This is a genomic window from Biostraticola tofi (assembly GCF_004343195.1).
Classification (GTDB): Bacteria; Pseudomonadota; Gammaproteobacteria; order Enterobacterales; family Enterobacteriaceae; genus Biostraticola; species Biostraticola tofi.
Genome location: NZ_SMCR01000011.1, coordinates 56,770 through 74,882, shown reverse-complemented (window position 1 = coordinate 74,882; position 18,113 = coordinate 56,770). Strand labels below are relative to the sequence as shown.

The window sequence follows — 18,113 nt, the reverse complement described above, 5'->3', positions numbered from 1 at the left end:
AGATTATGCTCACGCGCTTGCGAGAAATAGTTGAAAAAGTAGCCGCTGCGCCGCGTCTGTCGGATACGCTGGAAATCCTGGTTAACGAAACCTGTCTGGCGATGAACACCGAAGTCTGTTCTGTCTATCTGGCTGACAATGATCGGCGCTGCTACTACCTGATGGCGACCCGCGGTCTGAAAAAGCCTCGGGGCCGCACGGTTACCCTGGCTTTTGATCAGGGTATCGTCGGTCTTGTCGGCCGTCTGGCGGAACCTATCAACCTGGCTGATGCGCAAAACCACCCCAGCTTCAAATATATCCCGGCGGTCAAGGAAGAACGCTTTCGATCGTTTCTGGGTGTGCCGATTATCTATCGCCGCCAATTGCTGGGCGTGCTGGTGGTGCAACAGCGCGAGCATCGCCAGTTCAATGAAAGCGAAGAATCTTTCATGGTTACGCTTGCCACTCAGATGGCCGGCATTCTCTCTCAGTCTCAGCTTAATGCCCTGTTCGGCCAATATCGCCAGACGCGGATTCGCGCCTTGGCGGCAGCGCCCGGCGTGGCGATCGCTCAGGGCTGGATAGACAGTAGCCAGCCCAGTCTGGACAAGGTCCATGAAGCCTCTTCACTGGACAGCGGCATTGAACGTGAACGGCTGACGTTTGCCCTGGGCGAAGCGGCTGCTGAGTTCCGCCGGCTGAGCAAACGCTTTACCACCAGTGCGCAAAAAGACAGTGCTGCAATATTCGAACTGTATTCTCATCTGCTCAACGATACTCGATTGAAGCGCGAGCTGTTCGACCGCATCGACCAGGGGGCCATTGCCGAGTGGGCGGTCAAGCAGGTTATAGAGCAATTTGCCGAACAGTTCGCTCAGCTTAACGACAGTTATATGCGTGAACGAGCAGGCGATCTCAGGGCGCTGGGGCAGCGTCTGCTGTTCCATCTGGATGACAATGCCCAGGGAGCAACCCAATGGCCTTCGCGTTTCGTGCTGGTGGCGGACGAACTGAGCGCCACGCTGCTGGCTGAAATGCCGCAGGATAAAATGGTCGGCGTGGTGGTCAGGGACGGCGCCGCAAATTCGCATGCGGCCATCCTGGTGAGAGCGATGGGTATTCCTACCGTCATGGCGGCTGATATTCAGCCGCTGTTGTTGAATCAGCGCTTGTTGATTGTTGATGGCTATCGTGGCGAATTATTGGTCGATCCCGAGCCGGTCCTGGTCCAGGAATACCAACGGCTGGTCAGTGAAGAAAAAGAGCTCTCCAGGCTGGCGGAAGACGATGTCGAACAGCCGGCCACCCTGCAGGGCGGCGAACGGATTCAGGTAATGCTGAATGCGGGTCTCAGCGCCGAGCATGAACAGCGCCTGGGCGACCGGGTTGATGGCGTTGGCCTGTACCGCACTGAAATCCCGTTTATGCTCCAGAGCGGCTTCCCCTCGGAGGATGAGCAGGTGGCGCAATACCAGGGCATGCTGCAGCTGTTTCCCAGTAAGCCGGTCACGCTTCGCACGCTGGACATCGGGTCTGATAAACAGCTGCCCTACATGCCAATCAGCGAGGAAAACCCCTGCCTCGGCTGGCGTGGGATCCGCATTACGCTCGATCAGCCGGAAATTTTTTTGATCCAGGTGCGCGCTATGCTGCGTGCCAACGCCGCTACCGGTAACCTGAGTATTTTGCTGCCGATGATTACCAGCGTTGATGAAATCGATGAGGCCAGGCGCTTGATCGACAGGGCGGGACGTGAGGTCGAGGAAATGCTCGGTTATGCCCTGCCGCCGCTGCGTATCGGTATCATGGTGGAAGTGCCAGCGATGGTATTTATGCTGCCGGTATTGATCAACCGGGTGGATTTTATTTCGGTCGGCAGCAACGATCTCACCCAGTATCTGCTGGCGGTTGATCGCAATAATACCCGTGTCGCAGGGATGTACGACAGTCTTCATCCGGCTATGCTGCAGGTGCTGCATAAAATCGTCAGCGATTGCGACCGGCTCGGTATCGAATGTAGCTTGTGCGGCGAAATGGCCGGCGATCCCATGGGCGCACTGCTGCTTATTGGTATGGGATACCGGACGCTCAGCATGAATGGCCGCAGCGTCGCCCGGGTAAAATATCTGATGCGTAACCTTGATTTGAAAGAGGCCCGAGGGCTGGTCGAGCGGATGCTGGTTGCGCAAAATACGATTGAGGTACGTCATCAGGTGGCGTCATTTATGGAGCGACGCGGGCTGGGCGGCCTTATTCGCGGTGGTCGCTGAACCCCTTCGCGGCACTATGCGCTTACATTACCCCTGATAAATTTACACCGCACCGACCGCCATCAATTTGAGCCTATGCTATGATGCGTCACCCTTGAACGGATAAATGGACCTTTATTTGGCGCCGTTTTCCGGATAAATCATACCTGCTGCCCCGAATTACAGCCAGGGGGGCGTTAAAAATCGACATGAGCTTTGGTGAAGAATGACAACAAAATATCTGGCTTTTCCCGAGTTTGACCCGGTAATTTTTTCAATAGGCCCGGTTTCGCTGCATTGGTACGGACTGATGTATCTGGTCGGGTTCGTCTTTGCCATGTGGTTAGCGGTTAGGCGCGCCAATAAACCCGGCAGCGGCTGGACGAAGGACGAAGTGGAGAATCTGTTGTATGCCGGTTTCCTGGGGGTATTCCTCGGCGGACGCATCGGTTACGTGCTGTTTTACAATATGCCGTTGTTTCTTGAAAATCCCCTGTATCTGTTCAAGGTCTGGGACGGAGGCATGTCTTTCCACGGCGGTCTTATCGGCGTCATCTGTGTGCTGTTCTGGTTTGCCCGCCGCACCAAGCGTCATTTTTTCCAGGTGGCCGATTTTATTGCGCCGATGATCCCTTTTGGTCTGGGCGCTGGAAGACTGGGCAACTTTATCAATGGCGAGCTGTGGGGCAGGGTGACCACCGAGACGCCTTGGGCGATGCTGTTTCCGGGTTCGCGCGCCGAGGATGTGGCTCTTTTACCGGGCAACCCCCAATGGCAGACCCTATTTGATACCTTTGGCTCGTTGCCGCGGCATCCTTCACAGCTTTATGAAATGCTGCTCGAAGGAGTGGTGCTGTTTATCATCCTGAATCTTTTTATCCGCAAGCCGCGACCGATGGGCAGCGTCTCCGGGTTATTCCTGATAGGCTACGGCGCCTTCCGCATCCTGGTAGAATTCTTCCGTCAGCCGGACAGCCAGCTTGGCCTATTCAGTGGTGTGATCAGTATGGGGCAGGTGCTCTCTGTTCCGATGATCGTCGCCGGCGTTATCATGATCATCTGGGCGTATCGCCAGCGCCCGCAGCAACAATTGTCCTGAGGTAATATGAAACAGTATTTGGATCTGATGAGGCTGGTTCGCGAGACCGGCACACCGAAAGCGGACCGCACCGGAACCGGCACGCTCTCTATTTTCGGCCACCAGATGCGCTTTGACCTGCGGCAGGGTTTTCCGCTAGTGACCACTAAACGTTGCCATCTGCGCTCGATCATTCATGAACTGCTGTGGTTTCTGAAGGGTGATACCCATGTCGGCTATCTTCGCGACAACAAAGTGACCATCTGGGATGAATGGGCCGACGAGAAAGGTAATCTCGGCCCGGTGTATGGCAAGCAATGGCGTGCCTGGGGCACTTCAGATGGCCGCCAGATAGACCAGTTGGCCAGGGTGGTCGAGCAACTCAAGCAGGACCCCGATTCCCGCCGTATTATCGTTTCAGCCTGGAATGTCGGTGAACTGGATCAGATGGCCTTGGCGCCATGCCATGCCTTTTTCCAATTCTATGTCGCTGACGGCCGGCTTTCCTGCCAGCTCTACCAGCGCTCATGCGACATTTTTCTGGGACTGCCGTTTAATATCGCCAGTTATGCGCTGCTGGTCCATATGATGGCGCAGCAATGCGATCTGGACGTGGGCGATTTTGTCTGGACCGGTGGCGATACTCATCTCTACAGCAACCACCTCGAACAGGCCGATCTCCAACTGACCCGGGAACCCCATGATCTGCCAAGGCTGATTATCAAACGCAAGCCCGCCTCACTGTTTGATTATCGTTTCGAAGATTTTGACATTGAGGGCTACGATCCCCATCCTGCCATCAAGGCCCCGGTGGCAATATAGCGCCGGTTAACAACCTGCCGGCTCAAACGGGCGCCTTTATCGGGCGCCTGTTACACTTCCAAGTCCTATTTTCAGTAATGAAAAATTAAATCACGCCCCCTCTTACATCTCCGTTCGGTCAACCTGGTCCTTTGCGACCACCTGCGCCATTCTAGACAGATGAAAACAACCGCCGTGCGAACCCAGGGATTTACCCTGCCTGAAGCCCTGATCTGCCTTGCCATCATCGCCATGACCATTCTGATGGCGCTTAACGGCTGGCGGCACCTGCAGCATCATGCGCAACTGGCCGAAGCGGCTGACCGGCTGGCCGATTTCATGCAGCGACATCAGCTACAGGCCACTCGTATCAACCAGAATTGCCAGCTACGGGTAAATCAGGGCTATGGCTGGTCGCTGATTGGCGTGTCAGCCAACTGTGACGGCGCACCAGCCGGTTCTTCAGCACGATTGCATTCACCTTATGCCAATATCAAGCTGGAAAGTTCAGCCTCCGACCGATTGACGCTTGCCGGACTGCGCAGCACCGCCACACCGGCCAGCCTTTTGCTGACAGGTCCGTCGGGCCGTATCACCATCATCCTTTCCGGCGGTGGTCGTATAAGGTCTGTTGTCGAACCGGCGGGATAATGGCGGATAATGGGATGGCTGCGGATAAGCAGCGGGGCCTCAGCCTGGTGTCGCTGCTCTGTGCCCTGGTCGCCAGCGGCATGCTGGTGTGCTCAGGCCTGCGCTTTTTACCCAGGCTACAGAGCGATTGCCGTCTGGCTAGGCAAAATGTTTGGCTAATCAATCAGTTGGAGTTCAGTATGCTGAAGATTGAAAAAGAGATAAGACGTGCAGGTTTTCACCACGACAACAGCGGGAAGCGGGCCCTATCTATTTCCCGGCACAGCGGTGAGCGTCCAGACTCGTGCCTGATGCTCAACTATGCCTATTATCATCCGCAGGCCCGCAATTTTAGCGGCGAACTCGTTGACCAGACGTTTGGCTACCGGCTGCGCAAGCATGCGCTGGAAGCACGTCGCAATGCTGCGCACTGTGACGAACCGGGCTGGGTCAATATCCATGATGGTGAACAGATGCATGTGACCGCCCTGCAGTTCGAGATGCTCGGCGCTGACGGCATTCGAGTGACACTGGACGGCAGGCTGGCCCATGCGCCGAAAGTCTGCCATCGCATCGTTCGCCTGGTGGCCAGGCGTAATGGATGAAAGCCGGCGCACAGCGTGGCAGCGTGGCATTGTCGCTGATGATGACGATTTTGCTGCTCGGACTGGGGGCGGTGATGGGCGTTCAACTGCATACCCAGCGCTGGCAGAAGGTCATCCATAATGAATTCCTCTATCTTAAGGCGTTTCATCAGGCCGAGTCCTCCCTGGCATGGGGACTTACGCTGCGCTGGCGGGGTATCGATGGCGAATGCCGCTGCCAACCGGATGACCGGCTTAGAGTGTGTCTTGGCGACAGCGGGCGAGCCGGCAACTGGGTGCTGGCAGGGGAGGGGCAGCAGGATGAGCAGGGACAAGCGCTGCAGCTTTTCAGGCTGGTTCGGTTGCGTGTCGGTCCGGACGAGACCGGAAACTCTGAGGGTTATCGGCTGTCAGCGATGTCGGCCGGCTGGCTGGACTATTTTCCCGGCGAGCGGCGCCATGGAACGCAGAAAACAGCTGGGGCAGGGAATGCCTGAGGTGATGATTGCCTGCGCCCTGACGTCAATTATCATACTGGCGCTTTGCCAGTACCGTCAGCGAATCGAGGTTATTCGGCATCAGCAGTATCAATACGCCCAGGCATTGTCATATGCTCATCAGGCGCTGGAGCAGTACCGCCGCGGCCAGCATTTCTCGGTGGATGACCTCCCTGCCGGGTGGACATTTTCCCGGCGGCATATCGAGCGCGGCGGTGGGTGTGAAACGGTAAAAGCGGCAGTGACCACGCTAACAGGCAGCCAGGTCGCGCTTGAAGAATGGTATTGTCGCCCGGCCACCCATTCTACCCGCCAGTAAGCCTCAGGCCATGGCCTGGATTTGCGGCTTGTTTTCATTTCAAATACGGATAGAGTATCCGGCTAAAAAGCAGGACATTCCGGGGACGGTAAAGGAGGCTGCATGTTTACGGTTTATCATTCAAACCAGCTGGACGTACTGAAAATGCTGGCAGCCGCCCTTATTGAGGGCAAGCCGTTATCGGACCCATTTCAGCCGGAAACCGTGCTGGTACAGAGCACCGGAATGGCGCAGTGGATGCAGATGGAACTGGCTGGCCAGTTTGGCATTGCCGCCAATATCGACTTCCCTCTGCCGGCCAGCTTTATCTGGCAGATGTTTACCCGGGTCCTGCCGGACATTCCGGAAGAAAGCGCCTTTTCGAAGGATGCGATGACCTGGAAGCTGATGTCTTTGCTGCCTGAAATGTGTCACCAGTCCGGCTTTGAGACCCTGAGCCACTATCTGGAAAATGATGACAACAAACGAAAATGTTTTCAGTTTGCTGGCCGGATAGCGGATCTCTATGACCAGTATCTGGTTTACCGTCCTGACTGGCTCAGCCGCTGGGAAGAAGGCCAGCAGGTAGAAGGGTTGGGCGAAGCGCAGCAATGGCAGGCGCCGCTGTGGCGTGCCTTGGTCGAGAAGACGGCCGACAGCGGTCAGTCACCCTGGCACCGCGCCAATCTCTACCAGCATTTTATCCAGGTGCTGACCGAGGCATCGCAGCGGCCGGCCGGACTGCCGGACCGGGTGTTTATCTGTGGGATATCAGCCCTTCCTCCTACTTATCTTCAGGCTCTGCAGGCGTTGGGCCGGCATATTGATGTTCATCTGCTGTTTACCAACCCTTGCCGCTATTACTGGGGGGATATCCGTGATCACGCTTTTCTGGCGCGTCTGCAAAGCCGCCAACGGCGACATTATCAGGGGCTTGGGGATCAGATGCTGTTCCGCCAGCCCGATCAGGCGCCGAGCCTGTTCAACGGTGATGGCGAACAACAGGTGGGCAATCCGCTGCTGGCTTCCTGGGGTAAGCTGGGACGGGACAATCTTTATCTGCTGGCCCAGCTTGATGATGCCCGTGAAGTGGATGCTTTCGTAGAGCCGGCCGATGATTTGCTGCTGTCCAGCATACAACGGGATATTCTCGATCTGCAGGATCGCTCGGTTGTCGGCATGAGCAGCGAGACGCTGGAACAAAGCCTGGCCAAACGACCGTTGTCCCGGACCGACCGATCGCTGTGCTTTCACGTATGCCACAGTCCCCAGCGTGAAGTGGAAGTGCTGCAGGATCAACTGCTGGGAATGATCTCGGACGATGGGGCTCTGGCTGCGCGCGATATCATCGTGATGGTGGCGGATATCGATCGCTACACGCCGGCCATCCAGGCGGTATTCGGCAATGCCGGACCGGATCGCTATCTGCCTTTTGCCATTTCCGATCGGCGGGCGCGGCAATATCATCCCGCTCTGCCGGCGTTTCTCAGCCTGCTTGAGCTGCCCGACAGTCGATTTGCCGCTGAACAGGTCCTGGCCCTGCTCGAGGTGCCGGCCCTGGCGGCGCGTTTCTCGATTGATGAAGAAGACCTGCAGGTGCTCAGGCGCTGGGTGGATGAGTCCGGTATCCGCTGGGGACTGGACGATGATACCGTGCGCGAACTGATGCTGCCGGCCACCGGCCAGCATACCTGGCGTTTCGGGCTGATGCGCATGCTGCTCGGCTATGCCATGGACAGCCAGGCCGGCGATTGGCAAGGGATACTTCCCTATGATGAGTCCAGCGGGCTGGTCGCCGAACTGGCGGGCAATCTGGCGCAACTGCTGATGCGCCTGAAGGTATGGCGCGACAGACTGTCCACACCGCTGACGCTGGCCGAATGGCAGCCCTGCTGCCGGGAACTGCTGACGGATTTCTTCCTGCCCGACGCAGAGACAGAAGCCGCGCTGGCACTTATCGAAACCCAGTGGCAGCAAATCCTTCAGTTCGGGCTCCAGTCGTTTTACCCCGATAAGGTGTCGGTGACCCTGCTGCGCGATGAGTTGACGTCCAGGCTTGAAGAGGAAAGGGTCAGCCAGCGTTTCCTGGCCGGTTCGGTCAATTTCTGTACTCTGATGCCGATGCGGTCAATACCTTTTAAAGTCATATGCCTGCTGGGAATGAATGATGGCGTTTATCCCCGCACGCTGCCACCAACCGGTTTCGACCTTATGGCTCAGCAGTCCCGGCGCGGCGATCGTAGCCGACGTGATGATGACCGCTACTTGTTCCTTGAGGCGCTGATCTGCGCTCAGCAGCGGTTCTATATCAGCTTTATCGGCCGTTCAATCCAGGATAATACCCCACGTTATCCCTCTGTGCTGGTCAGTGAGCTGGTTGACTACATCGCGCAGAGCTTTTGCCTGGCCGGCGATGAGCATCTTGATGTCGATACCAGTGCTCATCGGGTAAAAGAGCATTTATATCAATGGCATTCTCGTATGCCCTTTGCGCCTGAAAACTTTATGCCCGGTACACCGGGGCAGAGTTTCTCGATTGAATGGCTCCCTGCCGCCAGTGCCAGCGGCACACCACCTTCCCAGTTCGTCCAGCCATTGAGTGACCGGCCGTTGACGGAATTGACCTTTGATGGGCTCAGGCGTTTTTATGGCCATCCGGTGCGGGCCTATTTTCAACAGCGGCTGGGAGTCTACTTCAAACTGGAAGAGACTGAATTATCAGCCGATGAGCCATTTGTGATTGATAGCCTGACTCGCTACCAGCTCAATGACCGCCTGGTCAATGCGCTGATAAACGATGAGGACCCGGCCACGCTTTACCGCCATATCAGGGCAGCAGGCCATTTACCCTTTGGCGCATTCGGCGAGCTGTATTGGGCCCGTCAGCAGGAAGAGATCGCCCCACTGGCACAGCTTATCCGCGAGCAGCGACGGCCTGAATCCAGAAGCATTGAGGTGAGAGTGGACTGCGGCGATCTTGAACTCAGCGGCTGGCTGCCCCAGGTCCAGGTTGATGGCTTGCTGCGCTGGAGGCCGGGCAATCTGTGGATGAAAGACGGCATGGCGCTGTGGCTAGAGCATCTTGCCTGGTGTGCCATGGGCGGGCGGGGTGAGAGCCGGATGTTCGGCATTCGCGGGCAGTGGCAGTTCGCCGCACTGCCCGCGGCAGAAGCCCAGGCGCGTTTACGAACGCTGGTCGAGGGCTATCGCCAGGGCATGAACCTGCCGCTGATGCTGCTGAATCGCTGTGGCGGAGCCTGGCTTGAACAGTGTTTTGATCGGCAGGCGGCGAGCATCGACTGGCGTGAAGACACCCAGCGCCGGGCCCGGGACAAACTTCTGCTGGCCTGGCAGGGGGACGGCTATACTCCCGGGGAGGCACAGGACCCATACCTGCACCGGCTGATACCTGAACTCGACGCCGGCACAATCGATATGATCATTCAATCGGCCTGCGACTGGCTATTGGAGCCGTTCAGCCTTAACCTGGCGGACAAAGCAGCACCCGGTGGTGAAAAGAAAATAACCCGGCAGTAAACCAGATCGGAAACATCGGTCACGGATTATCACTCCTTTAACTGCCCTTAGCCAGAGCAGCGCTGGTCTTAACATTGTCGAGCCAAGGCGGGCCCGTCAGGATTTTGTTGGAGAAGAGGATGGGAAGAGTTGCTATAGGATTATTCAGTTTGCTGATGATATGTCTTCTTGCTGTTACGCCTGTACGGGCAGCGCCGGCCTGGCAGCCGGTTAACGACACTGTCCGCAAAAGCCATCAGGATACGCGCCAGTACCAGGCCATCAGGCTAGATAATGGTATGACGGTACTGCTGGTAAGCGATAAGCAGGCGATCAAGTCTTTGTCTGCCGTCGCGGTGCCGGTGGGTTCACTTGAAAATCCGGACAACCAGCTGGGACTGGCCCACTATCTTGAGCACATGATCCTCATGGGATCAACACGCTATCCAGAACCGGAAAATCTATCTGAATTCCTGAAGAAAAATGGCGGCGCTCACAACGCCAGCACCGCATCCTATCGCACGGCTTTCTATCTTGAAGTCGACAATGCTGCCTTGCAGCCAGCCATTGATCGACTGGCGGATGCCATCGCTGCTCCGCTGCTGGATCCTGAGAACGCTGACAAAGAGCGTCATGCTGTCGATGCCGAGTTGACCATGGCCAGGTCAAGCGACGGGTTGCGGATGGCGCAAATTCGGGCGGAAACCATGAATCCCGCTCACCCGGGGGCGCGTTTCTCCGGCGGTAATCTCGAGACCCTCAGCGATAAGCCCGGCAGCAGGCTGCATGATGCCCTACAGGCATTTTATCAACGCTATTATTCCGCTAACCTGATGGTGGGAGTGATATACAGCAATCAGCCGGTCGAGGCGCTGGCTGCGCTGGCGGCACAGACCTATGGGCGTATAGCCAATCGCCAGGCGGAAGTGCCGACTATCACGGTGCCTGCCGTCACACCGGAACAGACCGGCGTAATCCTGCATTATCAGCCAGTACAACCGCAGAAAATGTTGCGCATCGAGTTCCCGATAGCGAATAACAGCCAGGCATTTCGCAGCAAAACCGATACTTATGTAAGCTACCTCATTGGCAACCGCAGCACCGGTACGCTTGCCGACTGGCTGCAGAAAGAGGGGCTATCAGATGCGATAGATGCCGGTGCGGATCCGATAGTCGATGGCAACGGCGGCGTATTTGCCATCGCCGCAACCTTGAGTGATAAAGGGTTTGAACAACGTGATGAGGTGGTGGCGGCGATATTCAGCTATCTGAACACGCTGCGGCAGCGCGGCATACAGCAGCAATATTTCAACGAAATCGCCAAGGTACTGGACCAGGATTTTCGTTACCCGGTAATAACCCGCGATATGAATTACATAGAATGGCTGGTCGACTCAATGCTGCGGGTACCGGTCGAACACGTGCTGGATGCTTCTTACCTGGCCGATCGCTATGATCCCGATGCGATTGCCGCCAGATTGGACGGCATGACGTTGGACAATGCACGTATCTGGTTTATCAGTCCTGATGAGCCTCATAATAAAATGGCCTATTTTGTTGCGGCCCCCTATCAGGTCGATAAAATAAGCCCGGCCAAGCTGGCCGAATGGCGGCAGAAAGCACAGCACATCAGCCTATCCCTGCCGGCGCTGAATCCCTATATCCCGGATGATTTCTCTCTGATAACCCATGTTGAAACGCAGGATTTTCCCCAGCCTCTGCAGAGCGAACCGGGTCTGCGTCTGATGTACATGCCGAGCAAGTATTTCAGTACCGAACCACGGGCCAGTATCACGCTTAATTTGCGTAATGCCGGCGTGATGGCGACGGCGCGTAATCAGGTGCTTTATGCCCTGACTGATTACATCGCCGGACTGGATCTGGCCGAGTTGAGTAACCAGGCTTATGTGGGCGGCATCAGTTTTTCGACATTTGAAAGCGACGGCCTGACCATCAAAGCCAGCGGTTATACCCAACGGCTATCTCAATTGACCATGACGCTGGCGCGGCGTTACGCGACTTTTACGCCGACTGCCGGGCAGTTGATTCAGGCCAAGGGCTGGTATCGTGAACAGCTGGACGGAACCGATAAAGATAAGGCCTATGCCCAGGCCTTGGTGCCGGCCAATGTACTGTCCAATCTCCCCTATTTTGAAAGAAGCGAACGGCGGGCGCTGATCGCCTCCATCACCCTGCAGGAACTGATCGATTACCGTAACCGTTTATTCAGTGCCGCAGCCCTTGATATGCTGGTGGTAGGCAACATGACACCTGATAACGCCACCAGGCTGGCCCGGCAGCTCAAAAGTACACTTGGACTGGCCGGCAGGGACTTTGCCCGCACGGATAAAGTCATGGTCGACAGACCCCTGCAGGCGCTGCTGGAAAAAAGAGGCAGCAGCAGTGATTCGGCGTTAGCGGCCCTGTATGTTCCGGTCGGCTATGAGCGAATTGAAGGCATGGCCTGCAGCTATCTGCTATCGCAAATTGTTGAATCCTGGTTTTATCAGCAGCTCAGGACCCGTGAACAGCTGGGTTACGCCGTATTCATGATGCCGCAATTTATTGGCGATCAGGCGGGACTGGGCTTTGTACTGCAGAGCGGTCGTTATCAGCCATCCTGGCTGCATCAGCGCTTCCAGGCCTTTTTTATCGGTGCTGAGCAGCGGTTGCGCAAGCTTGATGCAGCCGATTTCGAGCAGTATAAACAGGGGGTTATCAGCCAGCTGATGCAGCAGCCCCAGACGCTGGATGAAGAAGTTGATCTCTATACCGGCGATTTGTACCGCAATAATTTGCTGTTCAACAGTCGCGATGAGCTGGTGGCGAGCCTGCGAAAAGTGTCCCGGCAGCAGGCAGCTGATTTCTTTCATCGGGCGGTGATAGCGCCTCAGGGGCTGGCGTTGCTCTCGCAGATCGGCGGTGAACAGCAGGAAAAACCGGAATATGCCGCGCCTGATGGCTGGACCCGCTATGCTGACGCATCCACACTGCAAAAAATGCTGCCTGCCATGAAGCAGTAAACACGGGAGTCGGACTTTGACCGCAACCAGGCTTAATCCATTGACGTTGCCTTTACAGGACGCAAGTCTTATAGAGGCCTCGGCGGGAACCGGTAAAACCTATACCCTGGCGGCATTGTATCTGCGCCTGCTGCTCGGACTCGGCCATGAGGCGGCATACCCCCGTCCGCTCAGCGTGGACGAGATCCTGGTGGTGACCTTTACCGAAGCCGCTACCGAAGAGCTGCGCGGCCGGATCCGTGAAAATATTCATCGCTTGAGGCTCGCCTGCGTCAGGCGATCAACAGATGATACGCTGCTGCAGGCCTTGCTTGACCAGATAACCAGCCCTGATGAAGCTGCGCGGATGTTGCTGGCAGCGGAACGGCAAATGGATGAGGCTGCGGTCTACACCATCCATGGCTTTTGCCAGCGGATGCTTAGCCATAATGCCATCGAATCCGGCATGTTGTTCCAGCAGAACCTGGTCGAGGATGAGTCAATGCTGCGCCAGCAGGTCTGTGCTGATTTCTGGCGCCGTTACTGTTATCCATTGCCGTACGATATCGCCGTAATGGTGCATGAGGAATGGGACGGTCCACAAAAGCTGCTTGCTGAACTGCTGCCCTATCTGCAGGGTGAGCCGCCGGTGATGCAGAATCCGCCGCTGACCAACGAAACCATTGTTCAGCGGCATCACCAGATCATTGCCGCCATCGATGGGCTAAAAAGCCAGTGGCGGGCAGCGGCAGGGGATCTGCCCGATATCATGGCGGCTTCCGGCGTTGACCGCCGTTCTTACAGCAGTAAATACTTGCCAACCTGGCTGGCCAGCATCGGCGAGTGGGCTGCCGAAGCAACGCGGGATTACCGGTTCCCGAAGGAGCTTGAACGCTTTTGCCAGTCAGTGCTTTTGGCCAAATCGCCCAAGGGGCCGGCGCCCAGGCATACCCTGTTCGATGCGGTGGATGCTTTCTTTGCACAGCCTCTGAAACTCAGGGATGTGATATTTGTGCTGGCGCTAAAGGAGGTGCGGCTGGGCCTTGAACTGGAAAAACGGCGCCGTGCCGAAATGGGTTTTGACGATTTGCTCAGCGGTTTTGACCGTGCTCTGTCAAACGAGGGCGGCGAAAAACTGGCCTCGGCGGTGCGTAAACAATATCCGGTCGCAATGATCGATGAATTCCAGGATACCGATCCCCAGCAATACCGTATTTTTAGACGTATTTATGCTGACCAGCCTGACTGCGGGCTGCTGCTGATTGGTGATCCCAAGCAGGCGATTTACGCATTTCGCGGCGCAGATATCTTCACCTATATGCGCGCCAGAAGCGAAGTAGATGCTCACTACACTCTGGATACCAACTGGCGGTCGGCTCCAGGTATGGTTGATGCAGTCAACCAGCTGTTTCGTTGCTTACCCAGCCCGTTTATCTTCGCCGATATTCCGTTCCTGCCGGTTGAATCCGCTGAAGGCAACCGGGAACGCGGTCTGGAGATCCATGGTCAGCGCCAGGCGGCGATGATGATCTGGCTGCAGGCCGGCGACGGGGTAAGCCTCAGCGACTATCAATCGATAATGGCCCGACAATGTGCGGCGACCATCAGCAACTGGTTAAAAGCGGCTCATGAAGGGCAGGCATGCCTGATAAAACCCGGCGGGAAACGCCAGCCAGTCCAGGCCTCGGACATGACGGTGCTGGTACGTAACCGCCTGGAGGCAGCGCTGGTGCGCGATGCGCTTCGTGAGTTGTCGATCCCGGCTGTCTATTTGTCCAACCGTGACAGCGTATTTGATGCGGCTGAAGCCCGGGATCTGCTGTGGATACTGCAGGCGGTGCTGATGCCGGCCCAGGATAACGCCTTGCGTTGCGCCATCGCCTGCAGCCTTATCGGGCTGGATGCTGCCGCGATTGATAAGATCAACAATAATGAGGTGCTTTGGGATGAATGGGTAGATGAGTTTGCCCGTTACCGGCTGCTATGGTCCAGGCGAGGGGTCCTGCCAATGCTGCGGCAGTTGATGAGTGCTCACCATACTGCTGAAAACGTGCTGGCCGGCGTCAATGGCGAGCGGCGACTGACGGATCTGCTGCACCTGGGTGAGTTACTGCAGGAAGCGTCGGCCCAGTTGGAAAATGAACATGCACTGGTGCGCTGGTTGGCGCTGCAGATAGAAAAGCCTGATATTCAGTCCGACAACCAGCAGCTACGGCTTGAAAGCGATCGCCACCTGGTGCAAATCATCACCGTGCACAAGTCCAAGGGGCTGGAATTCCCGCTGGTATTCCTGCCTTTTGCCGCGGATTACCGCGCGCAGAAGCGCCCCCTCTATCATGACCGCGATAGCTACCAGTCCTGGCTGGATCTTGGCGCTTCGGCCCGCAGCCTGGCGCTGGCGGAAGAAGAACGTTTGGCGGAAGATTTGCGCCTGCTTTATGTCGCGTTGACGCGATCGGTCTATCATTGCAGCATCGGTGTCGCGCCGCTGTTTCGCGGTAGCCGTAAAAAGCAGGGAGAAACGGATTTGCACCATAGCGCTCTGGGTTACCTGATACAACGTGCCAAACCGGCGGATGCGGCGGCTTTGCGGCGAGAGCTTGAAGGCCTTTGCCATGAGAGCCGGGGGAGTATCCGATTGGCAGAAGTATCGGACCCGGACGGTCAGCCCTGGCTGGCGCCAGAGTCTGATAAACTTGTCCTCTCGGCGCGCATTTACCCGCATCGTCGCCAGGACCACTGGCGTGTCACCAGCTATTCAGGTCTTCAGCAGCATGGCGCAGCATCGGTCGTCATGGATTTGCGGCCTGGGCTCGACATAGATGCCGTCGGTGAACAGCGCCAGGACGGTCAGGCAGGGCTGACTCCTCATACTTTCCCGCGCGGCGCTGCTCCGGGCACTTTTCTGCACAGCCTGTTTGAAGTGTCGGATTTCAGTCGGACGCTGGAAACGCAATGGTTCACTGAGCATTGCACCCAGCATGGAATAGAGGCTCATTGGCTGCCGATGCTGGCCCAGTGGCTGCATACGGTAATCACGACGCGGCTGAACAGCGACGGTATAACACTGGCCAACATCGACGCCGGTAAAAAACAGGTGGAAATGCAATTTTACCTGCCGATCGATGCCATGGTCAGCGCCGAGCAGCTAGACAGCCTTTGCAAAAAATACGATCCCCTATCACGCAGCAGGCCGCCGCTCTCATTTCCCCAGGTACGCGGCATGCTCAAGGGCTTTATCGATTTGGTGTTCTGCTGGCAGGGCCGCTATTACCTGCTGGACTACAAATCAAACTGGCTGGGATCGGACGCCGCGGCCTACACCCAGGATGCCATGCGACAGGCAATGGCCAGCCACAGCTATGATTTGCAGTATCAGCTCTATACGCTGGCGCTACACCGCTACTTGCGCCATCGTCTGCCGGATTATGACTACCAGCGTCACTTTGGTGGCGTATTTTATCTGTTTTTGCGTGGCATCTCTGCGCAGTATCCGGACAATGGCGTCTTTTTTTACCGGCCCGAATCGCAGTTTATTATCGAACTGGACGCGCTTTTCAGCACCAACGGGACGGCAGTCCCTGCAGACGGGATAGACTGATGGATTCATTTTGCGAGCTGATGCAACAAATGCGACTGTGGCGTCCCCTTGACGTCCAGTTTGCACGCATGTTGGCGGGCGATACTCATCCCGCGCTGCTGCTGGCCGGCGCCTGTCTGAGCGCCGATGCCGGTGCCGGGCACGTTTGCCTGCCGCTGTCGCTGCTGAGTGCGGAACAACTGTTTGGCGGCCGCCATCCTGCGCTGGCGCAGCAGGCATGGAATCTGGCCGGAAAACCCGACGTCTCGGAGTGGGAATCCCTGTTGCTGGCTAGCGAAGCCGTCAGTGACGGTTCCAGACCAACGCCGCTGGTCCTGGATCGTCAGCGGCTTTACCTGCAGCGCATGTGGCTTAACGAAAAGCGGGTAGCCCATTTTTTTACCCGCCCCGAGGTCATGATTCCGGTCGACGAGCAGCAGATAAGCCAGATACTGGATCTTTTTTTCACCACCGGTAACGACACGTCGCCGGACTGGCAGAAAGTGGCTGCTGCGGTGGCGCTGACCCATCAGGTTGCATTGATATCAGGTGGTCCAGGGACCGGTAAGACCTCCACCGTGGCGAAGCTGCTGGCGGCTCTGGTGATGCTCAGCGATCAGCAGCGACTCAGGATCCGCATGGCGGCGCCGACCGGAAAGGCGGCGGCACGGCTGAGTGAGTCCCTTGGCGCCGCCCTGCAGCAATTGGGACTGACTGCGGCGCAGCGGCGGTTACTGCCTGATGAAGCCATTACACTGCATCGTCTGCTGGGTGCCCAGCCCAGTAGCCAGCGTATGCGCTACCATCAGGGTAATCCTCTGCATGTCGACGTGCTGATTGTCGACGAGGCTTCAATGGTCGATTTGCCGATGATGGCGAATCTTATCGCTGCATTGCCTGCCCACGCGCGGGTGATATTCCTGGGCGATCGCTGCCAACTTTCTTCGGTGGAAGCCGGCGCGGTACTTGGCGATCTCTGTCATTTTGCCGAACAAGGCTACTCATCCCTGCGGCGGCGGCAGTTGGAACGGCTCAGTGGTTGCAGCATTCCCCCATCTCCGCATCAGGGCGGGCATCCGGTAAGCGACAGCCTCTGTCTGCTGCAAAAAAGCTATCGTTTTAATCTGCATTCGGGGATTGGACGCCTTGCTGAGGCAGTCAATACCGGCAGCGTCCATCAGGCGCTGACGCTGCTGAAGGCGACTGACCTGCCGGATGTCAGCTATGCCAGACTGATAAATGATGAGGATTATCGGGATATGCTGGCCGGGGCAGTAGCGGGATATCGGGATTATCTCACCCGCGTTGCGAGTCATAAACCAGTACAGGAGATACTGGCCGCCTTCGGCGATTATCGGCTGCTGTGCGCGTTGCGCGAGGGGCCGTTCGGCGTGGCCGGACTTAATCTCAGAATTGAGCAGGCGCTGCAGCGTGCCGGCCTGATTCGGCTGCAGACAAGTGGACGCGGTTACGCAGGACGGCCGGTGATGATCACCCGCAATGCACCTTCGCTTGGGCTGTACAACGGCGATATCGGCATTACCCTGGATAACGGCAACGGTGAACTGCGAGTGTATTTCCCCTTGCCAGACGGCAGTATCAGGACGGTATCACAAAGCCGGTTGCCGGCCCATGAAACCGCCTTTGCCATGACGGTGCACAAATCCCAGGGGTCGGAGTTTATGCATACCGCGCTGGTGCTGCCCAGCCAGGTGCTGCCGGTGTTGTCACGTGAGTTGGTATACACCGCCATTACCCGTGCGCGCAGACAACTGTCGCTTTATGGTAATGACGATGTGCTGACCTATGCCATTGCGACCGCCACCCAACGCCGCAGCGGTCTGATAGCCCGCCTGGCAGACGCTGCGGTCACCGGGACGCCGCAATAATTTTTCG

11 protein-coding genes are annotated in these 18,113 nt (G+C 57.0%); all 11 read left to right on the top strand.

Annotation, left to right across the window (positions count from 1 at the left end; translation table 11 throughout):
• The first annotated feature begins 5 nt into the window (after window positions 1-5).
• Window positions 6-2,252, top strand: coding sequence for a phosphoenolpyruvate--protein phosphotransferase (ptsP, locus tag EDC52_RS17270; protein WP_131867168.1), 2,247 nt, complete (start codon window positions 6-8; stop codon window positions 2,250-2,252).
• Between the two features lie 205 nt (window positions 2,253-2,457).
• Window positions 2,458-3,330 carry a prolipoprotein diacylglyceryl transferase gene (gene lgt / locus EDC52_RS17265; RefSeq protein ID WP_131867166.1) on the top strand — a complete coding sequence of 291 codons (873 nt, stop codon included), beginning with the start codon at window positions 2,458-2,460 and terminating at the stop codon, window positions 3,328-3,330.
• Between the two features lie 6 nt (window positions 3,331-3,336).
• Window positions 3,337-4,131: a thymidylate synthase gene (thyA, locus tag EDC52_RS17260; RefSeq protein ID WP_131867164.1), complete on the top strand. Its 795-nt coding sequence runs from the start codon at window positions 3,337-3,339 to the stop codon at window positions 4,129-4,131.
• Window positions 4,132-4,290: 159 nt separating this feature from the next.
• The gene (locus tag EDC52_RS17255; protein WP_131867162.1) at window positions 4,291-4,761 is read left to right on the top strand and encodes a GspH/FimT family pseudopilin; all 471 of its coding nucleotides are present in this window, start codon (window positions 4,291-4,293) and stop codon (window positions 4,759-4,761) included.
• 14 nt (window positions 4,762-4,775) lie between these two features.
• Window positions 4,776-5,345, top strand: coding sequence for a hypothetical protein (locus tag EDC52_RS17250; protein WP_131867160.1), 570 nt, complete (start codon window positions 4,776-4,778; stop codon window positions 5,343-5,345).
• Window positions 5,342-5,821, top strand: coding sequence for a DUF2509 family protein (locus tag EDC52_RS17245; RefSeq protein WP_131867158.1), 480 nt, complete (start codon window positions 5,342-5,344; stop codon window positions 5,819-5,821). The genes EDC52_RS17250 and EDC52_RS17245 overlap by 4 nt, the downstream gene beginning before the upstream one ends.
• Window positions 5,784-6,140: a prepilin-type N-terminal cleavage/methylation domain-containing protein gene (locus tag EDC52_RS17240; RefSeq protein ID WP_131867156.1), complete on the top strand. Its 357-nt coding sequence runs from the start codon at window positions 5,784-5,786 to the stop codon at window positions 6,138-6,140. Before EDC52_RS17245 ends, EDC52_RS17240 begins: the two co-directional genes overlap by 38 nt.
• Before the next feature lie 102 nt (window positions 6,141-6,242).
• Window positions 6,243-9,656: an exodeoxyribonuclease V subunit gamma gene (gene recC / locus EDC52_RS17235; RefSeq protein ID WP_131867154.1), complete on the top strand. Its 3,414-nt coding sequence runs from the start codon at window positions 6,243-6,245 to the stop codon at window positions 9,654-9,656.
• Between the two features lie 107 nt (window positions 9,657-9,763).
• Entirely contained in the window at window positions 9,764-12,658 is a 2,895-nt protein-coding gene (gene ptrA / locus EDC52_RS17230; RefSeq protein ID WP_131867152.1) for a pitrilysin, read from the top strand.
• Window positions 12,659-12,674: 16 nt separating this feature from the next.
• A complete protein-coding gene (gene recB, locus EDC52_RS17225; RefSeq protein WP_131867150.1) occupies window positions 12,675-16,238 on the top strand; it encodes an exodeoxyribonuclease V subunit beta in 3,564 nt (1,187 codons plus the stop codon).
• Complete coding sequence (recD, locus tag EDC52_RS17220) at window positions 16,238-18,106, top strand: exodeoxyribonuclease V subunit alpha (RefSeq protein ID WP_131867140.1); 1,869 nt, start codon at window positions 16,238-16,240, stop codon at window positions 18,104-18,106. The genes recB and recD overlap by 1 nt, the downstream gene beginning before the upstream one ends.
• Window positions 18,107-18,113: the final 7 nt, after the last annotated feature.

Excerpts from the sequence above, each read along its gene's own strand:
- thyA (WP_131867164.1), top strand. The coding sequence starts at position 3,337 with ATGAAACAGTATTTGGATCTGATGAGGCTGGTTCGCGAGACCGGCACA.
- lgt (WP_131867166.1), top strand. The coding sequence starts at position 2,458 with ATGACAACAAAATATCTGGCTTTTCCCGAGTTTGACCCGGTAATTTTT.
- EDC52_RS17250 (WP_131867160.1), top strand. The coding sequence starts at position 4,776 with ATGGCTGCGGATAAGCAGCGGGGCCTCAGCCTGGTGTCGCTGCTCTGT.
- recC (WP_131867154.1), top strand. The coding sequence starts at position 6,243 with ATGTTTACGGTTTATCATTCAAACCAGCTGGACGTACTGAAAATGCTG.
- EDC52_RS17245 (WP_131867158.1), top strand. The coding sequence starts at position 5,342 with ATGAAAGCCGGCGCACAGCGTGGCAGCGTGGCATTGTCGCTGATGATG.
- EDC52_RS17255 (WP_131867162.1), top strand. The coding sequence starts at position 4,291 with ATGAAAACAACCGCCGTGCGAACCCAGGGATTTACCCTGCCTGAAGCC.
- recD (WP_131867140.1), top strand. The coding sequence starts at position 16,238 with ATGGATTCATTTTGCGAGCTGATGCAACAAATGCGACTGTGGCGTCCC.
- EDC52_RS17240 (WP_131867156.1), top strand. The coding sequence starts at position 5,784 with ATGGAACGCAGAAAACAGCTGGGGCAGGGAATGCCTGAGGTGATGATT.
- ptsP (WP_131867168.1), top strand. The coding sequence starts at position 6 with ATGCTCACGCGCTTGCGAGAAATAGTTGAAAAAGTAGCCGCTGCGCCG.